This window comes from Streptococcus suis (assembly GCF_029616525.1).
Lineage (GTDB): Bacteria > Bacillota > Bacilli > Lactobacillales > Streptococcaceae > Streptococcus > Streptococcus suis_AF.
On record NZ_JANFME010000009.1, the window covers coordinates 1 to 17,686 of the forward strand.

Annotated in this window: 14 protein-coding genes and 1 riboswitch; of the genes, 1 reads left to right on the forward strand and 13 read right to left on the reverse strand. The window is 40.7% G+C overall.

The annotated features are described in order from the left end of the window. Nucleotides 1–148 precede the first annotated feature (148 nt). The 5 genes from NOL38_RS05045 to NOL38_RS05065 all read right to left on the reverse strand — a co-directional run bounded on the left by NOL38_RS05045 (nt 149) and on the right by NOL38_RS05065 (nt 4,877). Entirely contained in the window at nt 149–1,240 is a 1,092-nt protein-coding gene (locus tag NOL38_RS05045) for a tetratricopeptide repeat protein (RefSeq protein WP_099809970.1), read from the reverse strand. A 254-nt stretch (nt 1,241–1,494) separates the two neighbouring features. Beyond that, a complete protein-coding gene (locus NOL38_RS05050; RefSeq protein ID WP_248029052.1) occupies nt 1,495–1,737 on the reverse strand; it encodes a hypothetical protein in 243 nt (80 codons plus the stop codon). A 315-nt stretch (nt 1,738–2,052) separates the two neighbouring features. Next, nucleotides 2,053–2,310, reverse strand: a complete 258-nt coding sequence (locus NOL38_RS05055) for a hypothetical protein (protein WP_248029053.1) — start codon at nt 2,308–2,310, stop codon at nt 2,053–2,055. 10 nt (nt 2,311–2,320) lie between these two features. After that, a complete protein-coding gene (locus tag NOL38_RS05060; protein ID WP_099809966.1) occupies nt 2,321–2,581 on the reverse strand; it encodes a hypothetical protein in 261 nt (86 codons plus the stop codon). Nucleotide 2,582: 1 nt separating this feature from the next. After that, nucleotides 2,583–4,877: an FtsK/SpoIIIE domain-containing protein gene (locus NOL38_RS05065; RefSeq protein ID WP_099809965.1), complete on the reverse strand. Its 2,295-nt coding sequence runs from the start codon at nt 4,875–4,877 to the stop codon at nt 2,583–2,585. Nucleotides 4,878–5,178: 301 nt separating this feature from the next. Here NOL38_RS05065 and NOL38_RS05070 point away from each other — a divergent pair, with 301 nt between their 5' ends. Beyond that, complete coding sequence (locus tag NOL38_RS05070; RefSeq protein WP_277941558.1) at nt 5,179–6,378, forward strand: hypothetical protein; 1,200 nt, start codon at nt 5,179–5,181, stop codon at nt 6,376–6,378. Between the two features lie 20 nt (nt 6,379–6,398). Here NOL38_RS05070 and NOL38_RS05075 read toward each other — a convergent pair whose 3' ends face one another. The 8 genes from NOL38_RS05075 to NOL38_RS05110 all read right to left on the reverse strand — a co-directional run bounded on the left by NOL38_RS05075 (nt 6,399) and on the right by NOL38_RS05110 (nt 17,482). Then, nucleotides 6,399–7,730: an alanine/glycine:cation symporter family protein gene (locus NOL38_RS05075; protein WP_277941559.1), complete on the reverse strand. Its 1,332-nt coding sequence runs from the start codon at nt 7,728–7,730 to the stop codon at nt 6,399–6,401. A gap of 106 nt (nt 7,731–7,836) precedes the next feature. Continuing rightward, nucleotides 7,837–7,941: riboswitch (glycine riboswitch) on the reverse strand. A 212-nt stretch (nt 7,942–8,153) separates the two neighbouring features. Then, entirely contained in the window at nt 8,154–8,786 is a 633-nt protein-coding gene (locus tag NOL38_RS05080) for an ABC transporter ATP-binding protein (RefSeq protein WP_105120225.1), read from the reverse strand. A gap of 1 nt (nt 8,787) precedes the next feature. Then, the gene (locus NOL38_RS05085; protein ID WP_341829392.1) at nt 8,788–10,773 is read right to left on the reverse strand and encodes a DUF1430 domain-containing protein; all 1,986 of its coding nucleotides are present in this window, start codon (nt 10,771–10,773) and stop codon (nt 8,788–8,790) included. Nucleotides 10,774–11,015: 242 nt separating this feature from the next. Beyond that, nucleotides 11,016–11,954 carry a peptide-methionine (R)-S-oxide reductase MsrB gene (gene msrB, locus NOL38_RS05090; RefSeq protein WP_248029057.1) on the reverse strand — a complete coding sequence of 313 codons (939 nt, stop codon included), beginning with the start codon at nt 11,952–11,954 and terminating at the stop codon, nt 11,016–11,018. 39 nt (nt 11,955–11,993) lie between these two features. Further along, nucleotides 11,994–13,523, reverse strand: coding sequence for an AMP-binding protein (locus NOL38_RS05095; protein ID WP_024414344.1), 1,530 nt, complete (start codon nt 13,521–13,523; stop codon nt 11,994–11,996). A 267-nt stretch (nt 13,524–13,790) separates the two neighbouring features. After that, entirely contained in the window at nt 13,791–14,105 is a 315-nt protein-coding gene (trxA, locus tag NOL38_RS05100; protein WP_002941035.1) for a thioredoxin, read from the reverse strand. A gap of 366 nt (nt 14,106–14,471) precedes the next feature. Next, complete coding sequence (locus tag NOL38_RS05105; RefSeq protein ID WP_277941560.1) at nt 14,472–15,125, reverse strand: GNAT family N-acetyltransferase; 654 nt, start codon at nt 15,123–15,125, stop codon at nt 14,472–14,474. Between the two features lie 23 nt (nt 15,126–15,148). Next, nucleotides 15,149–17,482: an endonuclease MutS2 gene (locus NOL38_RS05110; protein WP_277941561.1), complete on the reverse strand. Its 2,334-nt coding sequence runs from the start codon at nt 17,480–17,482 to the stop codon at nt 15,149–15,151. Nucleotides 17,483–17,686 lie beyond the last annotated feature (204 nt).

The window sequence follows — 17,686 nt, forward strand, 5'->3', positions numbered from 1 at the left end:
TTTAAAAAACGGATTTTGATTGCTTTGAACATAAAGAAAGAGAGAACGAAGTTCGTCATCTCTAGGTGTTAGCTTTTCATCTACCCACTACAGTTGACAAAGAGCCGGATTAACTACCTATAGCTAGCTTAATGACAATGCCTCACTCCTACATTTTTTTCCACTCTGAATAGAGCTTAACAATCTCTCTCCAAGTAGATTCCTCTGCTTCTTTTGCTTGTGTATAAGAACTGTTGGCGCTATGAATGTAAAAAGCCAAACCTATTGCAATACAGATACTCAGAAAAATTCCAGAACTTCTAAGAAATACACAAAGTAAAAGTAACACGATACCAGTGAATTTATTAAACAACAATCCCCAATCCACTAACTTAGCATTAGAGAGATCACCCTTTGCTTTTGCATATCTAGTGGCTGCTGATTGACAAGCTATGACGTTCTTTCCTTTACTCGATTCCGGAACCTCCAATGCCATTCCATACCCTTTTCTTGCCATATCATCATTTGTTAATTTTAAAGGATAATATGAATCGCTTTCTGTCCTATCTATAAAACCAGATAAATTATAAAAATACTGACCAGAAATGAAAGCTTTAGCTTCTTCAATAAAAAATTCAATACCTATCTCTTCGGTATAACGTAGGTAATTTTTCAATAATGTTTCTAGTTCATTTCCCTTAGAAGCTGCCGTAATCTTATCCATTTCCTCCTCGCCAGTAAATATTAAGTTATACATAGCAATATACTTACTTCGATAAATCGCAGGATTTTCAGGACGTAGAATAAGTGCCTCATTTACATAGCGTAAAGAATCCTTATAATGGTGAGCATCATTATACACCCATCCAGCTAAAATTAAACTATCTACCTCTGTATCGTCTTTCCGAAACTCAAAAACTTTTTGCATGGCTGTTACTGCCAGGTCGTACTGTTTTTCGTTATAATAGTTCGCAGCCTTTTCTAGCCACATATCGAATTTAACTTTATCCTCATCCACCACTTTCTTTTCGACTATAGGTGCTTGTAATAATAGCTCATCATATTTGGCTTTAGTTGTCTCTGAAGAAAACACTTCAAACGCTTGCTTAACCAAGTCCAAGATTCTATTTGATATATCGGGAGTTTGTTGAAGACGGCTGATAGCAACACTCTTCTTCTCTTCTAGTTTCCTTTTAATTTGTTCTACAGATAGGCTCTGTGCAATATTCAATTCGTCATAAAAATTAATTAAATTCTCCATAATAAACACTCCGCCACAAATACGCTCATGTGGCTCAAATAAGATAGAATCAAGCGAGCGCCCCTTGATATAACTTTAAGTATTACAAGCTACTATAACACTTCAGTTCATATAACATCTTGATAAGCAAAACAATAATAATACTCAATGGAAATCAAAAGCAGACTACCTCCAATGGATCATTTCAGTCATCATATCAAGTCAACAAGATCTGATTTTGATTTTTGAAGAGTATAAATTTATTTTTCGATTATCTATATTTTATTGTTATTAATACAGTTCGTCAAACTTCTATTTATTTCCTCTCTTAACATGGCATACTTTTTCAAGTTATCCCGTACCGCTTCAACATTAGTTGTAACTGTACTTCCACGATTAAAAACAGACAATAACCCCATCACCCTACTCATAGATTCTAATTGTTCTGGAACAATATTCCGTTGATCTAAACCACTTTTAATCATATGTAACTTCCGATTCAAATCTTCAACTGACATCTCGTATTACCTCAATCCTCCTCTACCCACTTTTCTTCTGTTTCTTCCAAATCATCTATCATTGTGGAGGAACACTGAAGATACTGTACAATAGTCCTTAACACACCTTCACTCTCTGTAATCCTGTGTAATAGCCTATGACTAGCAGAAAAAGAACTACCTGCCAACAACAGTTCCAATTCCCTCCGTTCTCTACTTATAGCTGATAATTCTTGTTGAAGTACAGAGAGAGACTCTGACAAAAACTTTCTAATCAATAGTTTATATTGAATTTTAGTATAACTTATTACTGTCCTCAGTCTTCTCACCATATTGTTAATTCCTCAATTTTTGCTTATACTGGGATAATTCTGTAGTTTCGATTTGTACAATCTGTTTTGAATTTTCAATACTTGTCAGAATAATTTGAAGTTGTTGACCAATTTCCGCTTGCACTTGATTACCCTCTAGCAAAGCTTGAATAGCATGCCCTCTTTGCCGAATTGTTTCGTAAATTCGATTATAACGGTCAATATTCTTCTCTAAATCATCTTCCAATTTAGTAATTGTATCAATAATACTCTGTATAGACATAACTACTCTCCTATAAACGATTGGCTATATTTTGCATTCGCATAACAGCAGTTAGCATATTTTGCTTCTGTTGTTCCAATTCTACATTTGCCCTAGAAATGCCATCCATCACTTTCTTTATCTCATCCGAACTTGAGCCCTCTCCAAGCCAACTTAAATCTCCCAGCAGCTGATTATAAGATTGGTTAATATCTCGATTAAGGGGTATGATTTCTTGAAAATCATCTGCCAATTTCAGAATTCCTTTTTTTATCTCACCTATACTTTGCATACTATTCTCCCTCCAACGAAAATGGAATAATCACTTGTTTTCCTGAATAATCAATTTCATCGTATAACAAGGCACGATTCGCCTGTGGTTGCCAATGAATAAATGAAGATGTCTGACTCTGAACCACTCTCTCATCTACTCTAAGAAAAATTTTTGTATTAAAGATATCATTACTTTCAAAGCCAATACAATGTTCTTTCATTTTAGACTCTTTTAACCACCAACCAATAAAATGAATACCTGCATTCGGACCATTTTCCACTAAATTTCTCAAAGGTGGACTGGCACTAAATTGCTTAGTATAGGTCCATTTATCAAGTCCTAATCCAACTATGAACAATTTACCTGCACTATGAGTTGTCAAAACTTCTTCGACCTTGTCTTGTAAATTATTGGATTCAATAAATATTACGTTCGGAACAGTGGCGTTTACTTTTTTATAAAAATACTCATTCCTTGTAAGGTCACAGATAATAAACTTACAATCTGGAGTGGAATCTTTCAAGGACTGTAACAACCCCAAAACCATACCTAGTGCGGTATTATTCTCCTGATCCGGCACTCCTAATATAAGTAAATTTCGTCCACTCTCGCTTGGGAATGCAAGACTAGCCGCCCTATCATCCACTGAAACAATTTTACCTATGCTTCCCTGACATGACAATACTTTCACTTCAGAATCTGTATAGTAATATCTACGCTCTCCCTCAAATGTCATCGGTTGCGAATGCTTAGCCTTTGCCAAGTTCCACCACTCTTTCCTTAGTGGAGCTAAAATTCTCTCATCAGCAAATGCTATCACAGATTTTCTATTTTGAGATACCTCCCCATAGTCTAAATTCACAATTGCTTCCCGCGGTCTCAAATAGACTGCAGCATTATTATTCAATGACAAACTCTGATAAGATTCATTGAGAGAATTCTTATGAACCAATCGAATTGGAACTTGACCGAAAATATTTGTAGTTTTCCCAATAAGGGCACTAATTCCTCCTATGCTTTGTGAAGAAAGAATAAAATGTATCCCTGCCGCCCTAAATAGACGCACTGATTTTTCTAACATATCTGCTATTTTAGCCGCCTGAACTGTATCATCTCCAAACATCAACTGAAACTCATCAATAATCACTACTAAGCGCGGTAATACAAATCCTGTTTTCTCCCTATAATTCTGAATATTTTGGACATCGTACTTTTTGAATAATTTCAACCTCCTTTTGTATTCAGCATACAAGTGCATCAATACAGCACTTCCAAATTCTATATCACTTTCTAATGCCAAAACATCTGCATGAGGAAGGTAATCTTCCTTATGCAAATTAGAGTATGGTTTTAGAGTAACCCCTTCCTTATAATCAAGAAGAATCAGCCGGACTTCATCTGGTGAATAATGATAACAAATACTATGAATTATTACAGAAAGTAAGTTCGACTTTCCTTGTCCAACCGCACCTGTAACAAGAATATTATGACGTTGATTTACATCATCGCCTATAACGATTTCTGTAATCTCAGAACCATTTTTACCAATATAAAAACGAATACCTTCTGTTGATTTCTCTCTCCAAAAACCAGAATTAGTAGATGGATGGAGTGAATCGAAAGCTACTGTTGGGTACGCTGTTTTTTTACACTTAGTCGCCAACTCTTCCGTGATTCCCAAAATATGATTAACCGATATAGGTAAGAATGAATACACAGAATTAGTATTTAAATTAATTACTGTATTTCCAGATACTTCTAATTTTTGAATATTAGAATCAAAATAATTTGGATAGTACTCATCTTCATAGTAAGATACCACAACAATCGTAATCCCTGCTTGAACTGAACGCTTCATGAGAATCGACAGTAAATGGCGAATCCTATTGTCTAGCATTTCAAAATCAACATATAAAAAGACTAGCTTATAACTTTCCACAGGAGTTTGTAACATTTCCCTATACTCTAACAAACTATCTGCCATCCCTTGAAGGGTATTTTGTACCATCTGAATATAGTCCAAAAGATGGAATAAATATTTTTCCAAATCCATCTCTGAATGCAAAACGGTTAATAATTTGACTTCCCCAGAAGTAAAACTTGCAAAGGGGGCAAATGAACCTGATAGTGTATTATCAAAACATACCACTTCCAACTGGTTAGGAGCAGTATCTTGTAGGGCATGTAACAAGAGATAACGAAGTAAGTTTCCTATTGATCCGGAATCAAAATTATTACGTACCCAAATATTTCCACGACCAACAAAGGAAAGTCTTCCATCACTAAAGTGAACATAATCAGCTACTTTCAGCATAATTCTTCTCCTTCTAAAATTACTTTAGTATATTTCTTATGCTTATTAGCATCTAAGAATATTGACTAACAATCTAATATAAAACACTCCTTTATTATTGACGCTAATCACTAATTTCAATTGTTATTATATAAGTTAAAACAAGCTTTGTCCTTGCTTTGCAGAAATGAAATTTTTATAAATTATGATATAAACTTTCCTTATCAAAAAAGAAAGTTTCCAAGCACATAATTAGCTGATTTCCTTTAATTTTTTTGATAAAATAGAAATATAATACGCTTTCAAAGAGGAAGACTGAGCTATGATTTTTTTATCCTTTAGCGAAATTTTACAGGTTATACTAACTGTCAATAAGAGAAAGAAGAAAAATGTCGGCTGGGTTAAGCAAGAAGCTATTGTTAACAGTATCTTTCAATTTCTAGAAGTCCCTGGCAAGGAAGATGAGGAATTTTATGTTAGCACTTCGGATTGCTCTAAGTATTTCAACGGAAGGAAAAATATCCCTCAGAAACTCAAGAACTATCTGGCGCAACAAGATTTTTCTCAAATCGTAGAGAAATTTGCGCAGCGAATGATGCAATATACAGAAACATCGACTATTAGTATTGCCAAAAAATTATATGATGTTGCTGGTGAGCAAACAAATGTACCCAACTCTGAAAACCAACTATTTTTGGAACAGAAAAAAAGATTACACTCTTTTTATGATCAGGAAAAATATGCCCACTACATAGCATCAACCATCCTCTTTTCCCTTATCCATGTTCCCAATATCCTTAACTGCCAACAAGAAGAAACCTCCCTCCTTGATAGCCTCCACTTCAATCAGGACTTAGAGGAAGCTATCCAACAAGGACGCTATTACCAATCTTACGAACGGGACATCATTATCCATCCCGATATGAAGAAAAAAGAATATAAAGTCCTAGTCAAACGGCAGTTCATCTCCCACTATCCCAATCCTGTCCATCCTCACAAGGACCGATTTATCCTAAACACCTTCTACTCTACAGCTGCCTTACGAAGCAATAATCACTTTATCAGTCTAAAAATTAACCAAATCGATTATTCCGATAGGGTGCAGGTTCTGGACGAAGACTTGGATATTGAAAAACATCGCTTCCCTTACAAACGTAGCCTCTTAGTAGAAAATCTTCCTGCTTCTGAACTCTACCACATTGACTTGCAGACCAAGTACTTTGCCAGCTTTCCCATCCGTTTCGGCAGTTTTCGCCTGCATTCTCCGGCCAAACGTTTCAAGGTCACTGTCCGTATTCGGACCAATGAAAAACGCAAACTCTGCCTGACCTTGAAAAACTTCGGTAGCTTCAACAAACAAATTTCTAACATTGACCGTATCGAACCCAATGCCACCATGGCCTACTTTGAAAATATCGACTGGACCTTCCCGTCTTCAGGCTATGCCTACATTGTCAAACCCTGGAACGAATTTTGGCAGGATTTCTTACCACAAAGCCAGCAAAAAAGTGCAGAGGAATAAAATCCTTTGCACTTATTTTTTTATTTCCTCTTTGCATACTGGCGTGTCTCCTTGATGATGACAGGAGAGAGAGCTAGTAAGGCGATCAAGTTTGGAAGAGCCATGAGACCATTTACAATATCGGCAATGGTCCAAATCAAGTCTAGTTTGAGGAAACCACCAAGGGCTACCATTGCCACAAATAACAGACGATAAGGCAAGATGGACTTGGTACCGAATAGAAACTCGATACAGCGTTCACCATAGTAAGACCATCCGAGAATAGTTGTAAAAGCAAAAAGTACCAAACTAATCGTCAAGGCAATAGATCCTGTATTGCCAAAAACTGTTGCAAAAGCTGCCTGTGTCAGAGGAGCTCCTTCCAATCCTTCGACAGACCACTGACCTGTCACCAAGATTGTTAAACCTGTTAAGGTACAGATAATAATCGTATCGATAAAGGTACCCGTCATAGAAATCAAGCCCTGTTCAACTGGATTATCAGATTTGGCAGCCGCAGCAGCAATAGGCGCCGAACCTAGACCAGATTCATTTGAAAACACTCCACGCGCAATACCACGTTGGATTGCTTCTTTTACAGTTGCCCCTACAAAGCCACCTACTGCTGCTGCAGGTGAGAAAGCAGATTTCAGAACCAAACCAAGTGTCGGCAGCAGTTCATTCCAGTGAACTACCAAGACTATCAAACTTGCCAAAATGTATAAAATCGCCATGAAAGGAACGATTTTGGTTGAAACATCCGAAATTTTTTCAATTCCCCCAAAGATAAAGAAAGCAATTGAAATAGCTGTCACAATGCTGACCAACTGGGGAGCTAGTCCAAAACTCGAAGACATGGAAGATGCAATCGAATTAACCTGTGAAAATGTCCCCATCCCCAAAAGCGCTACGAGGACACCTGAGACAGCAAAGAAAACTGCCAAGGGTTTCCACTTCTGTCCCATTCCCAAGGTGATATAATGCATAGGTCCACCAGCTGCTTGCCCATTGGCATCCTTGGTACGGTATTTAATGGCTAAAAATCCTTCCGCATACTTGGTCGCCATCCCGAAAAAGGCCGCAACCCACATCCAAAAAAGAGCCCCAGGACCACCTGTAGTAATAGCTGTCGCAACTCCGACAATATTTCCTGTACCAACTGTCGCTGCCAAAGCTGTACAAAGGGCCGCAAAGCTGGACACATCTCCCTGTCCAGACTGGTCACTGGAGAAAATCAGACGAAAAGCCGTCGGCAATTTGCCGATTTGAAATACTCCCAACCGTAGGGTGAAATAGACACCCGTTCCGACCAATAGTAACAAGAGGGGCGGTCCCCAAACAAGATTGTTGATAGCCTTAAATAGTTCTAACATAGTTCCTCCTAAGCGTTTCTAATCCGATAAAGCTGCCGGAAAAACAAAAAGAGGCTGAACACTTCAACCTCTAGAATCAACGTGAAAAATACAGAAAAAGCCTATTTTTCAACGCTCTGTCCTTTTACCTGAGAGTTTCAGTAGCTCTACTTTTCCAAGCAGGACTACCTTGCCCCTTCGGTGCCAAAATGGTCTCTCCAGAGTTCCGTCCATTGAACAGTCAGTTTCCCTTCTACCCAATATCAACCGGTTATTCAGTTTTATCTAGTTTTATTTTAATCTAATTTCACGAAAAAATCAAGAATATTTTCTGATACTCAATGAAAATCAAAAGTAGCCTAGGAAACGAAGCCGAAGATAGAACTGGAGTTCATCAAGGTAAGTTGACAACGGATAATTTTGATTTTCGAAGAGTATGAATTTTTACAAGTCTTCCATTTTTATGATAAGGTCTGCTCGCTCCCAAATCAAAGGATTATGGGTCGCAATCACAATTAGCCGATCTGGGCTCTTCAAGGATAACAAAATATCCATAATTTCTTGGGAGCTCTTAGGATCCAAGGCAGCCGTCGGCTCATCTGCCAAAATCAATGGCGGATTTTTCAGGATGACTTTAGCAAGAGCTACCCGCTGGGCTTCCCCTCCTGAGAGTTCATAGATAGGCTGGGACAGGTCCAGATAAGACAGACCAACTGCATCAAGTGCCGCTTCCTGCCTCGATTTCCTTTCGTCTTTGGACAATTTCTGACCAATCAGTCCCAAATCCAGATTTTCTTTGATTGTCTGACTTTCTAAAAGACCAAAATTCTGAAAGAGATAGCCTAATTCCTCCCTAAAAAAGAGATGGGGCTTCAACTTTTTCAAACCCTTTCCCTTGTAGAGAATGTCACCTGCATCATAGGACTCCAACTTGGCTAAAATATTCAGCAAGGTCGTTTTTCCGCTACCACTGGCACCTATCAAGGCATAGACCTTTCCAGCCTGCAAGTCTAGCGTTACATCAGAAAACAAGCTGCGCTTCCCAAATTTCTTTTGAATTGATTGGATAGAAAACATACTAGGCTCCTTTCAAAATACGGATATTCCAAGCTCCTTCTTTCCTCGCCTGCCACCTCAATAAGTAGAGGGCATTGATTATAAACAAGGCAAAACTGATGCTACTTATAAAAATGTGACCTGTTACTACTATGCTCGCTCCCAAAGCTAATAAAAGGGCCAGTAGCTGAACCATTAGGTATTTCTGATGAATGCCCCAAAAATCCATCCCTGCAATTTCCTTGATGAAAATCTCACGTTTAAATTCTTCAAAGTATAGAAGATTCATGGTATTAAACAGGACAATTGATGTCACAATCCCTAAAATGGCACCCATAGATGTTGAAATGGTCTCTATCCGAATACGATCTAAAAGTTCCGTAAAGAGGGAAGAACTACTTTTCACTTCATTGACAAACTGAAACAGATTTCTTGCCTTCAATTCGCGCAAAAGTTTATCTCTATTTTTAAATAAGATACCGCTATCTACTTCATTCAACCAAAAGTCAGCAGATTCCTTTCCCAGACTTGACGGTGTCAGCACAACTAAAATAGGGTCTGTCAGGTATTGCACATGTTGACCAGAACGATGATTGTAGATAAACTGCTTCTGCCCATTTTTTAAATAGGCAACTTTTCCCTTAATGGTAGCTGAGCGTACTTGATTAGCAGGTCTAACCATGCGATTGATATAATCTTGGTAAAGATGGAGATAAGTATCGCTTTCAGGGCGCAATTTTTCAGGCAACAGAAGTTGAAATTCTCCTTCTTGTAGAGGGAACGCTACTTCTCCTTCTGCTAAGTTTACATCCTGTATCTGCAAATAATTTGGACTAACGTAGAGGGTGTTTCCAGCTGGATGGTAGCTATCAAGGCGTGTCCCATCTTCCAGTTGGGAGCCCATTAAATAGGCATTCAAATTACTTTTGACAAAGAGCGCGCCGTCTTCCTCCAAAGCTTGCTTTAGTAAAGGATACCAATTTTCAGGCGAATTTAGTCCTGAGCGACCATCCGCAGAAATATTCCAAGCTAAACTATAGTAATCCCCTTCATTCTCCCACTGCTGGGCACCTGCTTGATATTCCTGCCAAATCCCTGAATAATAGACGGTTTGAGCCACACCACATGACACCACCAGTAGAGCCAGCATTTGTCCCATAACCATAATGGTCAAGATTCCTTGCAGGGGCATCTTCCCTTTTAACAAGGGTAAAAAGTGATAGGTCCGAATGGCCAAGGTAAATGTAGCAGCGAAAAAAAGGACAATCAAACCAAGTAAGAAATAATAGCCCACCAAGGCTGCGACCAGATAGTAGACAGAATAGCCATCTAATCCAATGAGGTAGGCCAGTCCAACTGCTGGAAGAACCGCAAATGGGATAGTTAGAGCTATCTCTTTCGCATTTTCTTGTAGAGATAGTAGAAATAAATGCCAACGTGAATCTCCTGCAATCAAACGGATACCTGCTGTACGCAACTGCCTTACATTAGCAATCACGACCAAAGCCATATAGGTAATGAGAAAGACCAGTACGGCTAAGAATTGACCACCTTGTGTCAGAAATGCGAGTAAAGTAGCAATAGTCGAAGGCTTCCGAATCTGAACTTCATCAAAGCCAAGCGAAACAAGAAGAGACCGAAGCTCCTCTACCGTCGCTTTTCCTTGGAAAATAAAATATTTGGTTAAAAGTGCAGACTCCACTTTTTCTGATGCCTGAAATTCCTCTAGTCCTCTTGGTAGGGGAGTTTGACTAAAATTATCATAAGAAAAGGTACGTCCGCCTGATGTACTTGGCTCAATCACTCGTCTGGCAATGATACTATCCGTCTGTTGAGAATAGTCCTCTAATCGCTGTCGTACATCTGAGTAAGTCACGTCCTCAGATACCGACAAGGTAGTCACAGAAGGATAATAATGAACTAGCATAGTCTCCTTTTGGCTGACCCCCAACCAGATCATAAAGACAGCTAGAATGATAGTCGATACAAGTACAAATTTTCCTTTCATCATAATCATCTGTCTTCCTATTCTCTAAAATGTAAGAAATAGGCTAGGAAAAAATTCCAATGTCTCTGCTAAGAGTTCGCTTTAATATCTCAGCGAACTGGTTGATTGACAGCAAAATAGCAACTTCTTCAACTAAAATATTATCTATGTATAAATTATTATATCAAAATCATCTTTTTAAACATACAATTTTAATACACAAAAGCCTATTCTTTGCGAATAGACTTTCTGCGTTCCTAAATTTATTTAAGCAACTCCAAAAACAGGCCATATCCTGCTTCTTCCATTTCCTCTCTCGGTATGAAGCGAAGGGCTGCTGAGTTGATACAGTAACGTAATCCACCCTTGTCACGCGGTCCGTCATCAAAGACATGACCTAAATGAGCATGACCAGCCCGACTGCGGACTTCAATACGGTTCATGCCGTGGGACTTATCTTGGAAATAAGTCGCCACTTCCTTGCTGATTGGCTTGGTAAAGGAGGGCCAGCCGCAACCTGAGTCGAATTTGTCCGTCGAGAGAAAGAGGGGCTCGCCAGTCGTAATATCGACGTAGATGCCAGCTTGGTCGCTATTCCAAAACTCATTTTCGAATGGTCTTTCCGTCGCAGCTTCTTGAGTGACTTGATACTGGAGGTCGGTCAAGCTGTCTTTTAAGACTTGCTGGTCTGGCTTTTGGTAGTCTGCAACATCAATCAGAGGGATTTTTGCCTGCCCAAGATCGATATGGCAGTACCCTCGGGGATTTTTCTTGAGATAATCCTGATGGTAGTCTTCGGCGGGGATGTAATGTGCGAGTGGCTCCACTTCAACGGCTAGGGGGCGTCCGCCAAAGAGCTGGGACTGCTCCGTCATGACCTGCTCGATGGTCGGCAAATCAGCCTCATCCGTGTAATAGATACCAGTCCGATACTGGCGCCCCTTGTCAGGTCCCTGCTGATTGACAGAGAAGGGATCAATGACGCGGAAATAATAGAGGAGAATTTCCCGCAAATTGATACGAGTCTCATCATAGGCTAGATAGAGCGTCTCTGCGTGGTCTGTTTGTTTGAGGAGTTGATAATTGGTCGTCTCCACCTGTCCATTGGCATAGCCAACGCTGGTGTCAAGAATACCATCAATCTGGGAAAAGTAGCCTTCCATTCCCCAGAAACAACCGCCTGCTAGGTAGATTTCTTTCATGTGAACTCCTTCTTATCTGCAAGCGTGGTTTCGTCACTCTTACAGATTTTTTTCTTTCATTTCTGCTTCCATTTTGAGGCGTTGAACCTTCATGGTCGCTGTTCGTGGAATGTCGTCATAAGCCATCAAGATAGGCTCTTTCAATAGTGGTAGGTCTGCAACCATGGCCCACCAAGCTTCCCAGTTCATCTCAACATCTTCTGCCAGAGCGATAATCGGCTGCGGTGCTCCATTGACATCGCGGATAATCACGACTTCTGATAAAAAGTCCAATTTATCCAGCAATAAATCTTCCAAGGCAAGGTTGCTGTCGATGTGCTCAATGAGGTCAACCTGACGGTCTTTTAGAAGAAGTGTACCCTCTGGAGTCATGCAGCCGTAGTCACCACTATCCCACCAAGCACCGTACACATTATCTTGGAAACGGGCATCTTCTTTGTAGTAAGTCACAGCACGACCTTTTGACAGGAACTGGATATGCCCGTTTTCTCCAGCTGGGAGAGGATTCCCTTGGGCATCTGTGATACGTGCTTCTGTGTAACCTTCCAGACCAATCCCCATATCTCGTCCGCTAACTGTTCCTAGGTTTTCCAAGCGATGGTAACGTAAAATCATTGGACCACATTCACTTTGACCATAAACCTGCATAAAGACTGGATCTTGCTCTTTAGAAGCCTCCAAGAATGCGCGAAGCGTACCAATATTGATCGCATCAAAGGTTGAATGGTAATAACGAATGCTACTAAAGACCTCTGGTTTTTCCTTGGCCAATCTTGCCCATTGGACAAAGTTATTCGGATGGGTTTCCAGAGCACTTGGACGGTGAAGCGCAAGTGCCCGTTCAACATCATCTTTTCTTGCAGAAGAAAGCGGGTAGAGGGGGAATCCAAGCCCAATCGCCGAAGACACGCCGATATTATAGCGTGAATGTACAGGGGAGATATGGAAGGCCAGCAAGCCTCTCTCCGTCATCTTGTCAAAAATAGTTTGTTGCCAAGCTACTCGCCAGCCCATGGTCTGTGCTGTGTGGCAGATTAATTTTGGAACACCTGTCGTTCCCGAAGTATGAGTCATGTATTGAATGACATCTTCCGGCAGGAGATTTTCTTCAAAAGCAACTGCTTCATGCACTAGGACTTGGGGTAAAAATACCTTTGTGACCAGGTCAGTTCGAGTCATTCCTGCTACACGTTCTTCCGTTTCTTGGTCGTAGACAATGAAAGACTTTTCCAATCGCTCCGCAAACACATCTAAATTCGAAGATGGCAAATGGTAGGAAATCATAACAGGAACAGCACCCAATGCCGTTACCGCTACTGCTAACAAATAGGTGTCGAAAGCTGGGCTTTTATACAGAACCACCTTGTCCCCATAGCCAATACCTGCCGCTGCAAATTGGGCAGCTCTTTTTTGAATAGCCTCAAAAACTGTTTGATAGGTATTTTCCAATCCTAATTCAGGGAAGGATGCGTAGGGTTGGTCAAAATAAATGGCAACATTTGGAAACTCTTGAGCTGCTGTTTTAAACTGACGATAGAGATTTAATGGTTTGTAACTAATAGTTGACATATCTAACCTTTCTAAAATGACAATGATAAGGTTATTATAACATCTTGTGCCAACCTTCACAATCTTATATCTTAGCAAATATCGTCATTAAGTTTTTCTTTTATTACTTCGACGAGCGAGGAAATATCGTTTCTATATTTCCAACCTCCAACTATCTCCCAGATAGTTGGAGCAGATACTAAAAGACTATATTAGAAAATAATCACAAAAGTAAGTCTGATTATAAAAAAAGCAAGTAGTCGATTCACCACTTGCTTTCATTTTCAATTAACCAATCTCTGCCAAGATAGCTTTGATTTGATCTTTCGTGTGGACACCAGCAACTTGTTTCACAACCTGTCCATCTTTTTTGAACAAAAGAGTTGGGATAGACATGATACCAAACTGACGAGCTGTGTTTGGATTCTCATCAACATCCATTTTGTAGATGCGCAATTCATCTTCATCCACTTCACCTGCCAATTGCTCCAAAATTGGTGCTTGCATACGACAAGGACCACACCATGGTGCCCAAAAGTCAACAAGGACTACGCCTTCTTGTGTTTCAACTTCAAAGTTTGCATCTGTAATAACTTGAACCATAATTTTCTCCGTTTCTGTTTTTCTACTATCATTCTACACCAAAAAAAAATAGAAAGCGAATTTTTGCTACGGAAGAGAAATGAGATAGACATGCTTAAACAATTGTGATTTGAAAGCATGTTGATCATTCTAAAATAGACCGCAGGGTGACGAGGGGGGGAACTGAGAAATTGTTTTGCTTATAAAGTCCAGTTGTAGTAACGAGATAGGGTGACGGAGTAGATGCTACGGAAGAGAAATGAGATAGACATGCTTAAACAATTGTGATTTGAAAGCATGTTGATCATTCTAAACTAGACCGCAGGAGGACGAGGGGGAATCACGTACCAGATTCATTTACAAAAAAAGAAAAAAGTTGAAAATGTTTCAACTTTTTTCCGTCAAATCCACCACGTAGGTCAATTCTTGATAGACATCTTCTATGTCAAAGAGATCCAAGCCAGCTTCTTCGCTGACTACATAAACACCTTCTCTCAAATAGTAGGGAACTGGCTGACCTTCCATATCTGAAAAGGACAATCTGCCTCGCTCTAAATCAATTCCAAAGCGGAAGGTTGGAACATCTTGTGGCGCTCCGACCACTAGATAATCCGAACAGACTACCTCACCACCCCATTTCTGATATAAATGGTTGGCTGCATCATCCTCACGAGTAAAGATGGCTAGTTTCTCTACACCTTGCTCTCTCAACTCCTGCTCTGCTTTTTCAAAAAGTGCCTGGGCAATGCCCTGCCCTTGAAAATCAGGGTGGACAGCTAGGTTAGTAAAATAAGCTGTTCGCTTACTTGGTGCGTAAATATAAGACTGGCTGCACTCCTCAGTGTAAATATCGATGTCGATTAGACCAACAATTTGTCCGTCTACTTCAGCCACCCATTCCACACGATGATCATAAACGTCTGTCATTAGTTCGGGCTTCTCTGTTTCTCTATCATCAAAGAATGGAGAGTAGAGATAGCTGAGTGCCTTACAGTAAACCCAGCCTTTTTCATCACTGGTTTGATATTTTCTGATAATCATAAGAATCTCCCATCGGTTGATTGCTATTTAAACGTCACAATAGTACAGCCTGATCCACCTGCATTTTGTGGGGCATAGCCGAACTCCTTGACCTGCTTGTTGCGGCGTAGGTACTTGGTCACCCCTTCTCGGATGACACCTGTACCTATACCGTGGACAATGTCTACTTGTGCCAGATTGTTGAGAAGGGCCTGATCGATAAATTCATCCAGCTCCATCATTGCCTCTTCGTAGCGTTTACCACGGAGATCTAAGCGGGCTTTCGGTCCTCGTACATTGGCACGTTTGACTGTGTGAACCTGGCGTTTCTTAGGCTGCTCTGCCTTTTCCGCCTTGACTAACTCAAACTCATCTTTGGCCAAGGTCATCTTAATCAAGCCAACCTGAGCTTCCCAACGCCCGTCCTTGAGCTGATTGGTCAAGGTCCCACGTTGTCCATAAGCTGTAACGATAATGTCATCGCCCACCTTGGCTTCCCTCTGAATTTTAGCTTTCTTCAGAACCTTGTTTTTAGACAGATCCACCACTTCAGGCGCCAACTTTTTCAGCTCTGCCTTGGCTTCAATAATCTGGTGGGGCTTAAGACTAGCTGCAGCATGGAGATTTTTGAGAATATCCTCGCTTTCTGCCAATGCCATATCTACAATTTCCCTAGCTTCCAGACGTGCCTTGTTGAGCTCATTTTCCCGCTCACGATTGAGCTCGTCATAGAGCTTGCGAAGGGCTCGGTTCATCTTGTAATTTTCTTGCTCCACATCACGAATCTTATCCAGACGCTGACGACTTTCAACCGTCTGACTTTCCAATTTCTCGATAATGCGGTTCACATCGCTATCTGTATCCGTCCAAGATTGGGCTGACTGGATAATAATATCAGATAGGCCAAGACGGCGGGCAATTTCAAAGGCATTGGAGCGACCAGGAACACCCTGCATAAACTTATAGGTCGGACGCAGGCTATTGGTATCAAACTCCATGCTGGCATTTTCAATACCAGAGGTTTCTATCCCGTAGGCTTTAAGCTCAGGGTAGTGGGTGGTCACCATGGTCTTGATCCCCCGCAGACGAAGGTCATCCAAAATAGCCATTGCCAAAGACGCACCCTCCTGCGGATCGGTCCCAGCTCCCAACTCGTCAAATAGAATGAGAGAATCTTGATCCGCCTCCGCTAAAATCTGCACCGTGTGGGTCATGTGACTGGAGAAGGTTGATAAACTCTGCTCAATCGACTGTTCATCACCAATATCCGCAAAAATTTCTTTGAAGATAGCTACCCGACTGCCCTTATCAGCCAAGATAGGCAAACCAGACTGAGCCATCAGATGGGTCAAACCCAAGGTCTTAAGCATGATAGTCTTACCACCTGTGTTGGGACCTGTTATCACGATAGCCGTCAACTGACTACCGAAATAAAGGTCATTTGGTACAGGCTTAGCAATGAGCGGATGCCGAACGTTGAGAAGGGCAATATCCTGCTTCTCAGATAGTTTGGGTACAACTGCTTGATGATCACGCGCAAAGAGATGCTTAGCACGGACGAAATCAATATGCCCGATAAGCCAAGCATTGTTACGGATCACACCACTATGCGGACGGAGCATATCCGACAATTCCTGCAAGATACGGTTGAGCTCATGGCGTTCTTCTGCACGTAGGTGACTGATTTCTTCGTTCAAGGTCACCACTGCCCGCGGCTCAATATAAACGGTCGAACCTGAGGCGGAGATATCATGGACAACCCCTGCAATCTTATTGCGATAGGTATTTTTAACAGGAAGGACATTGCGTCCATTACGGCTTGCCAAAATGCTATCGGACAGCATGTCCCCCTTGGTCTTCAAAATATCCTGCATGACCTGACGAACCTGGTCCTCAGCTTCACGGATTTTTCTTCTAATACGAGCCAGCTTTTCAGAAGCAAAATCCTCGACAAAGCCTGCATCATTGATAGACTGGAGCGAACCTTGTAAGTGGGGAAAGAGCTCGATTTTCTCAAAGAGTTTATCCAGCTGGCTTAGGCTGACATTTTCCAGATTTCCATAAAAGTCCAAGAGAGATTTAGAAACTTCCAAGACCTTTTTAACAGCTAATAATTCGGCGATATTGAGGTCTGTATCCAATTCCAAACGACGCATGGCTGGACCGATGTCACTAGTAGCAGCCAGACTGAAATAGGGATTTTCCACAAAAATCTGCGCTATGTCTGTCAACTCGTCGAAGGCCTGTTGGATACGGTGGACTTCCACCATGGGCTCCAACTGTCGTAATTCTTCAAAGCCCTGTTCCGTCAAGAGATAGGGCTCAATTTTTTGTCTTACCTTGTGAAATTCAAGGGTTTCAATAATTTTATTATTCATATGTTCCTACTTAGTCTTTTCCTTAGCTTTATCTCATTATCAAAACAATAAAAGATAAAAATATAATCTTTCCCAATCTCTTAATTAAGGGTATAACAGTCAACTAATACTCAATGAAAATCCAAATCAGACTTGCTCCAAAGGTTCCCCGAACCTTTGGAGTTTGGAGATAGAGCGAACGAAGTTCGTTTCGCTCTGATGCAA

Bases quoted from the DNA above. Each gene is read 5' to 3' on its own strand.
- NOL38_RS05070 (WP_277941558.1), top strand. From the start codon at position 5,179: ATGATTTTTTTATCCTTTAGCGAAATTTTACAGGTTATACTAACTGTC.
- NOL38_RS05050 (WP_248029052.1), bottom strand. From the start codon at position 1,737: ATGTCAGTTGAAGATTTGAATCGGAAGTTACATATGATTAAAAGTGGT.
- msrB (WP_248029057.1), bottom strand. From the start codon at position 11,954: ATGAAAGAAATCTACCTAGCAGGCGGTTGTTTCTGGGGAATGGAAGGC.
- NOL38_RS05080 (WP_105120225.1), bottom strand. From the start codon at position 8,786: ATGTTTTCTATCCAATCAATTCAAAAGAAATTTGGGAAGCGCAGCTTG.
- NOL38_RS05075 (WP_277941559.1), bottom strand. From the start codon at position 7,730: ATGTTAGAACTATTTAAGGCTATCAACAATCTTGTTTGGGGACCGCCC.
- NOL38_RS05065 (WP_099809965.1), bottom strand. From the start codon at position 4,877: ATGCTGAAAGTAGCTGATTATGTTCACTTTAGTGATGGAAGACTTTCC.
- NOL38_RS05095 (WP_024414344.1), bottom strand. From the start codon at position 13,523: ATGTCAACTATTAGTTACAAACCATTAAATCTCTATCGTCAGTTTAAA.
- trxA (WP_002941035.1), bottom strand. From the start codon at position 14,105: ATGGTTCAAGTTATTACAGATGCAAACTTTGAAGTTGAAACACAAGAA.
- NOL38_RS05085 (WP_341829392.1), bottom strand. From the start codon at position 10,773: ATGAAAGGAAAATTTGTACTTGTATCGACTATCATTCTAGCTGTCTTT.
- NOL38_RS05055 (WP_248029053.1), bottom strand. From the start codon at position 2,310: ATGTCTATACAGAGTATTATTGATACAATTACTAAATTGGAAGATGAT.
- NOL38_RS05060 (WP_099809966.1), bottom strand. From the start codon at position 2,581: ATGCAAAGTATAGGTGAGATAAAAAAAGGAATTCTGAAATTGGCAGAT.
- NOL38_RS05110 (WP_277941561.1), bottom strand. From the start codon at position 17,482: ATGAATAATAAAATTATTGAAACCCTTGAATTTCACAAGGTAAGACAA.
- NOL38_RS05045 (WP_099809970.1), bottom strand. From the start codon at position 1,240: ATGGAGAATTTAATTAATTTTTATGACGAATTGAATATTGCACAGAGC.
- NOL38_RS05105 (WP_277941560.1), bottom strand. From the start codon at position 15,125: ATGATTATCAGAAAATATCAAACCAGTGATGAAAAAGGCTGGGTTTAC.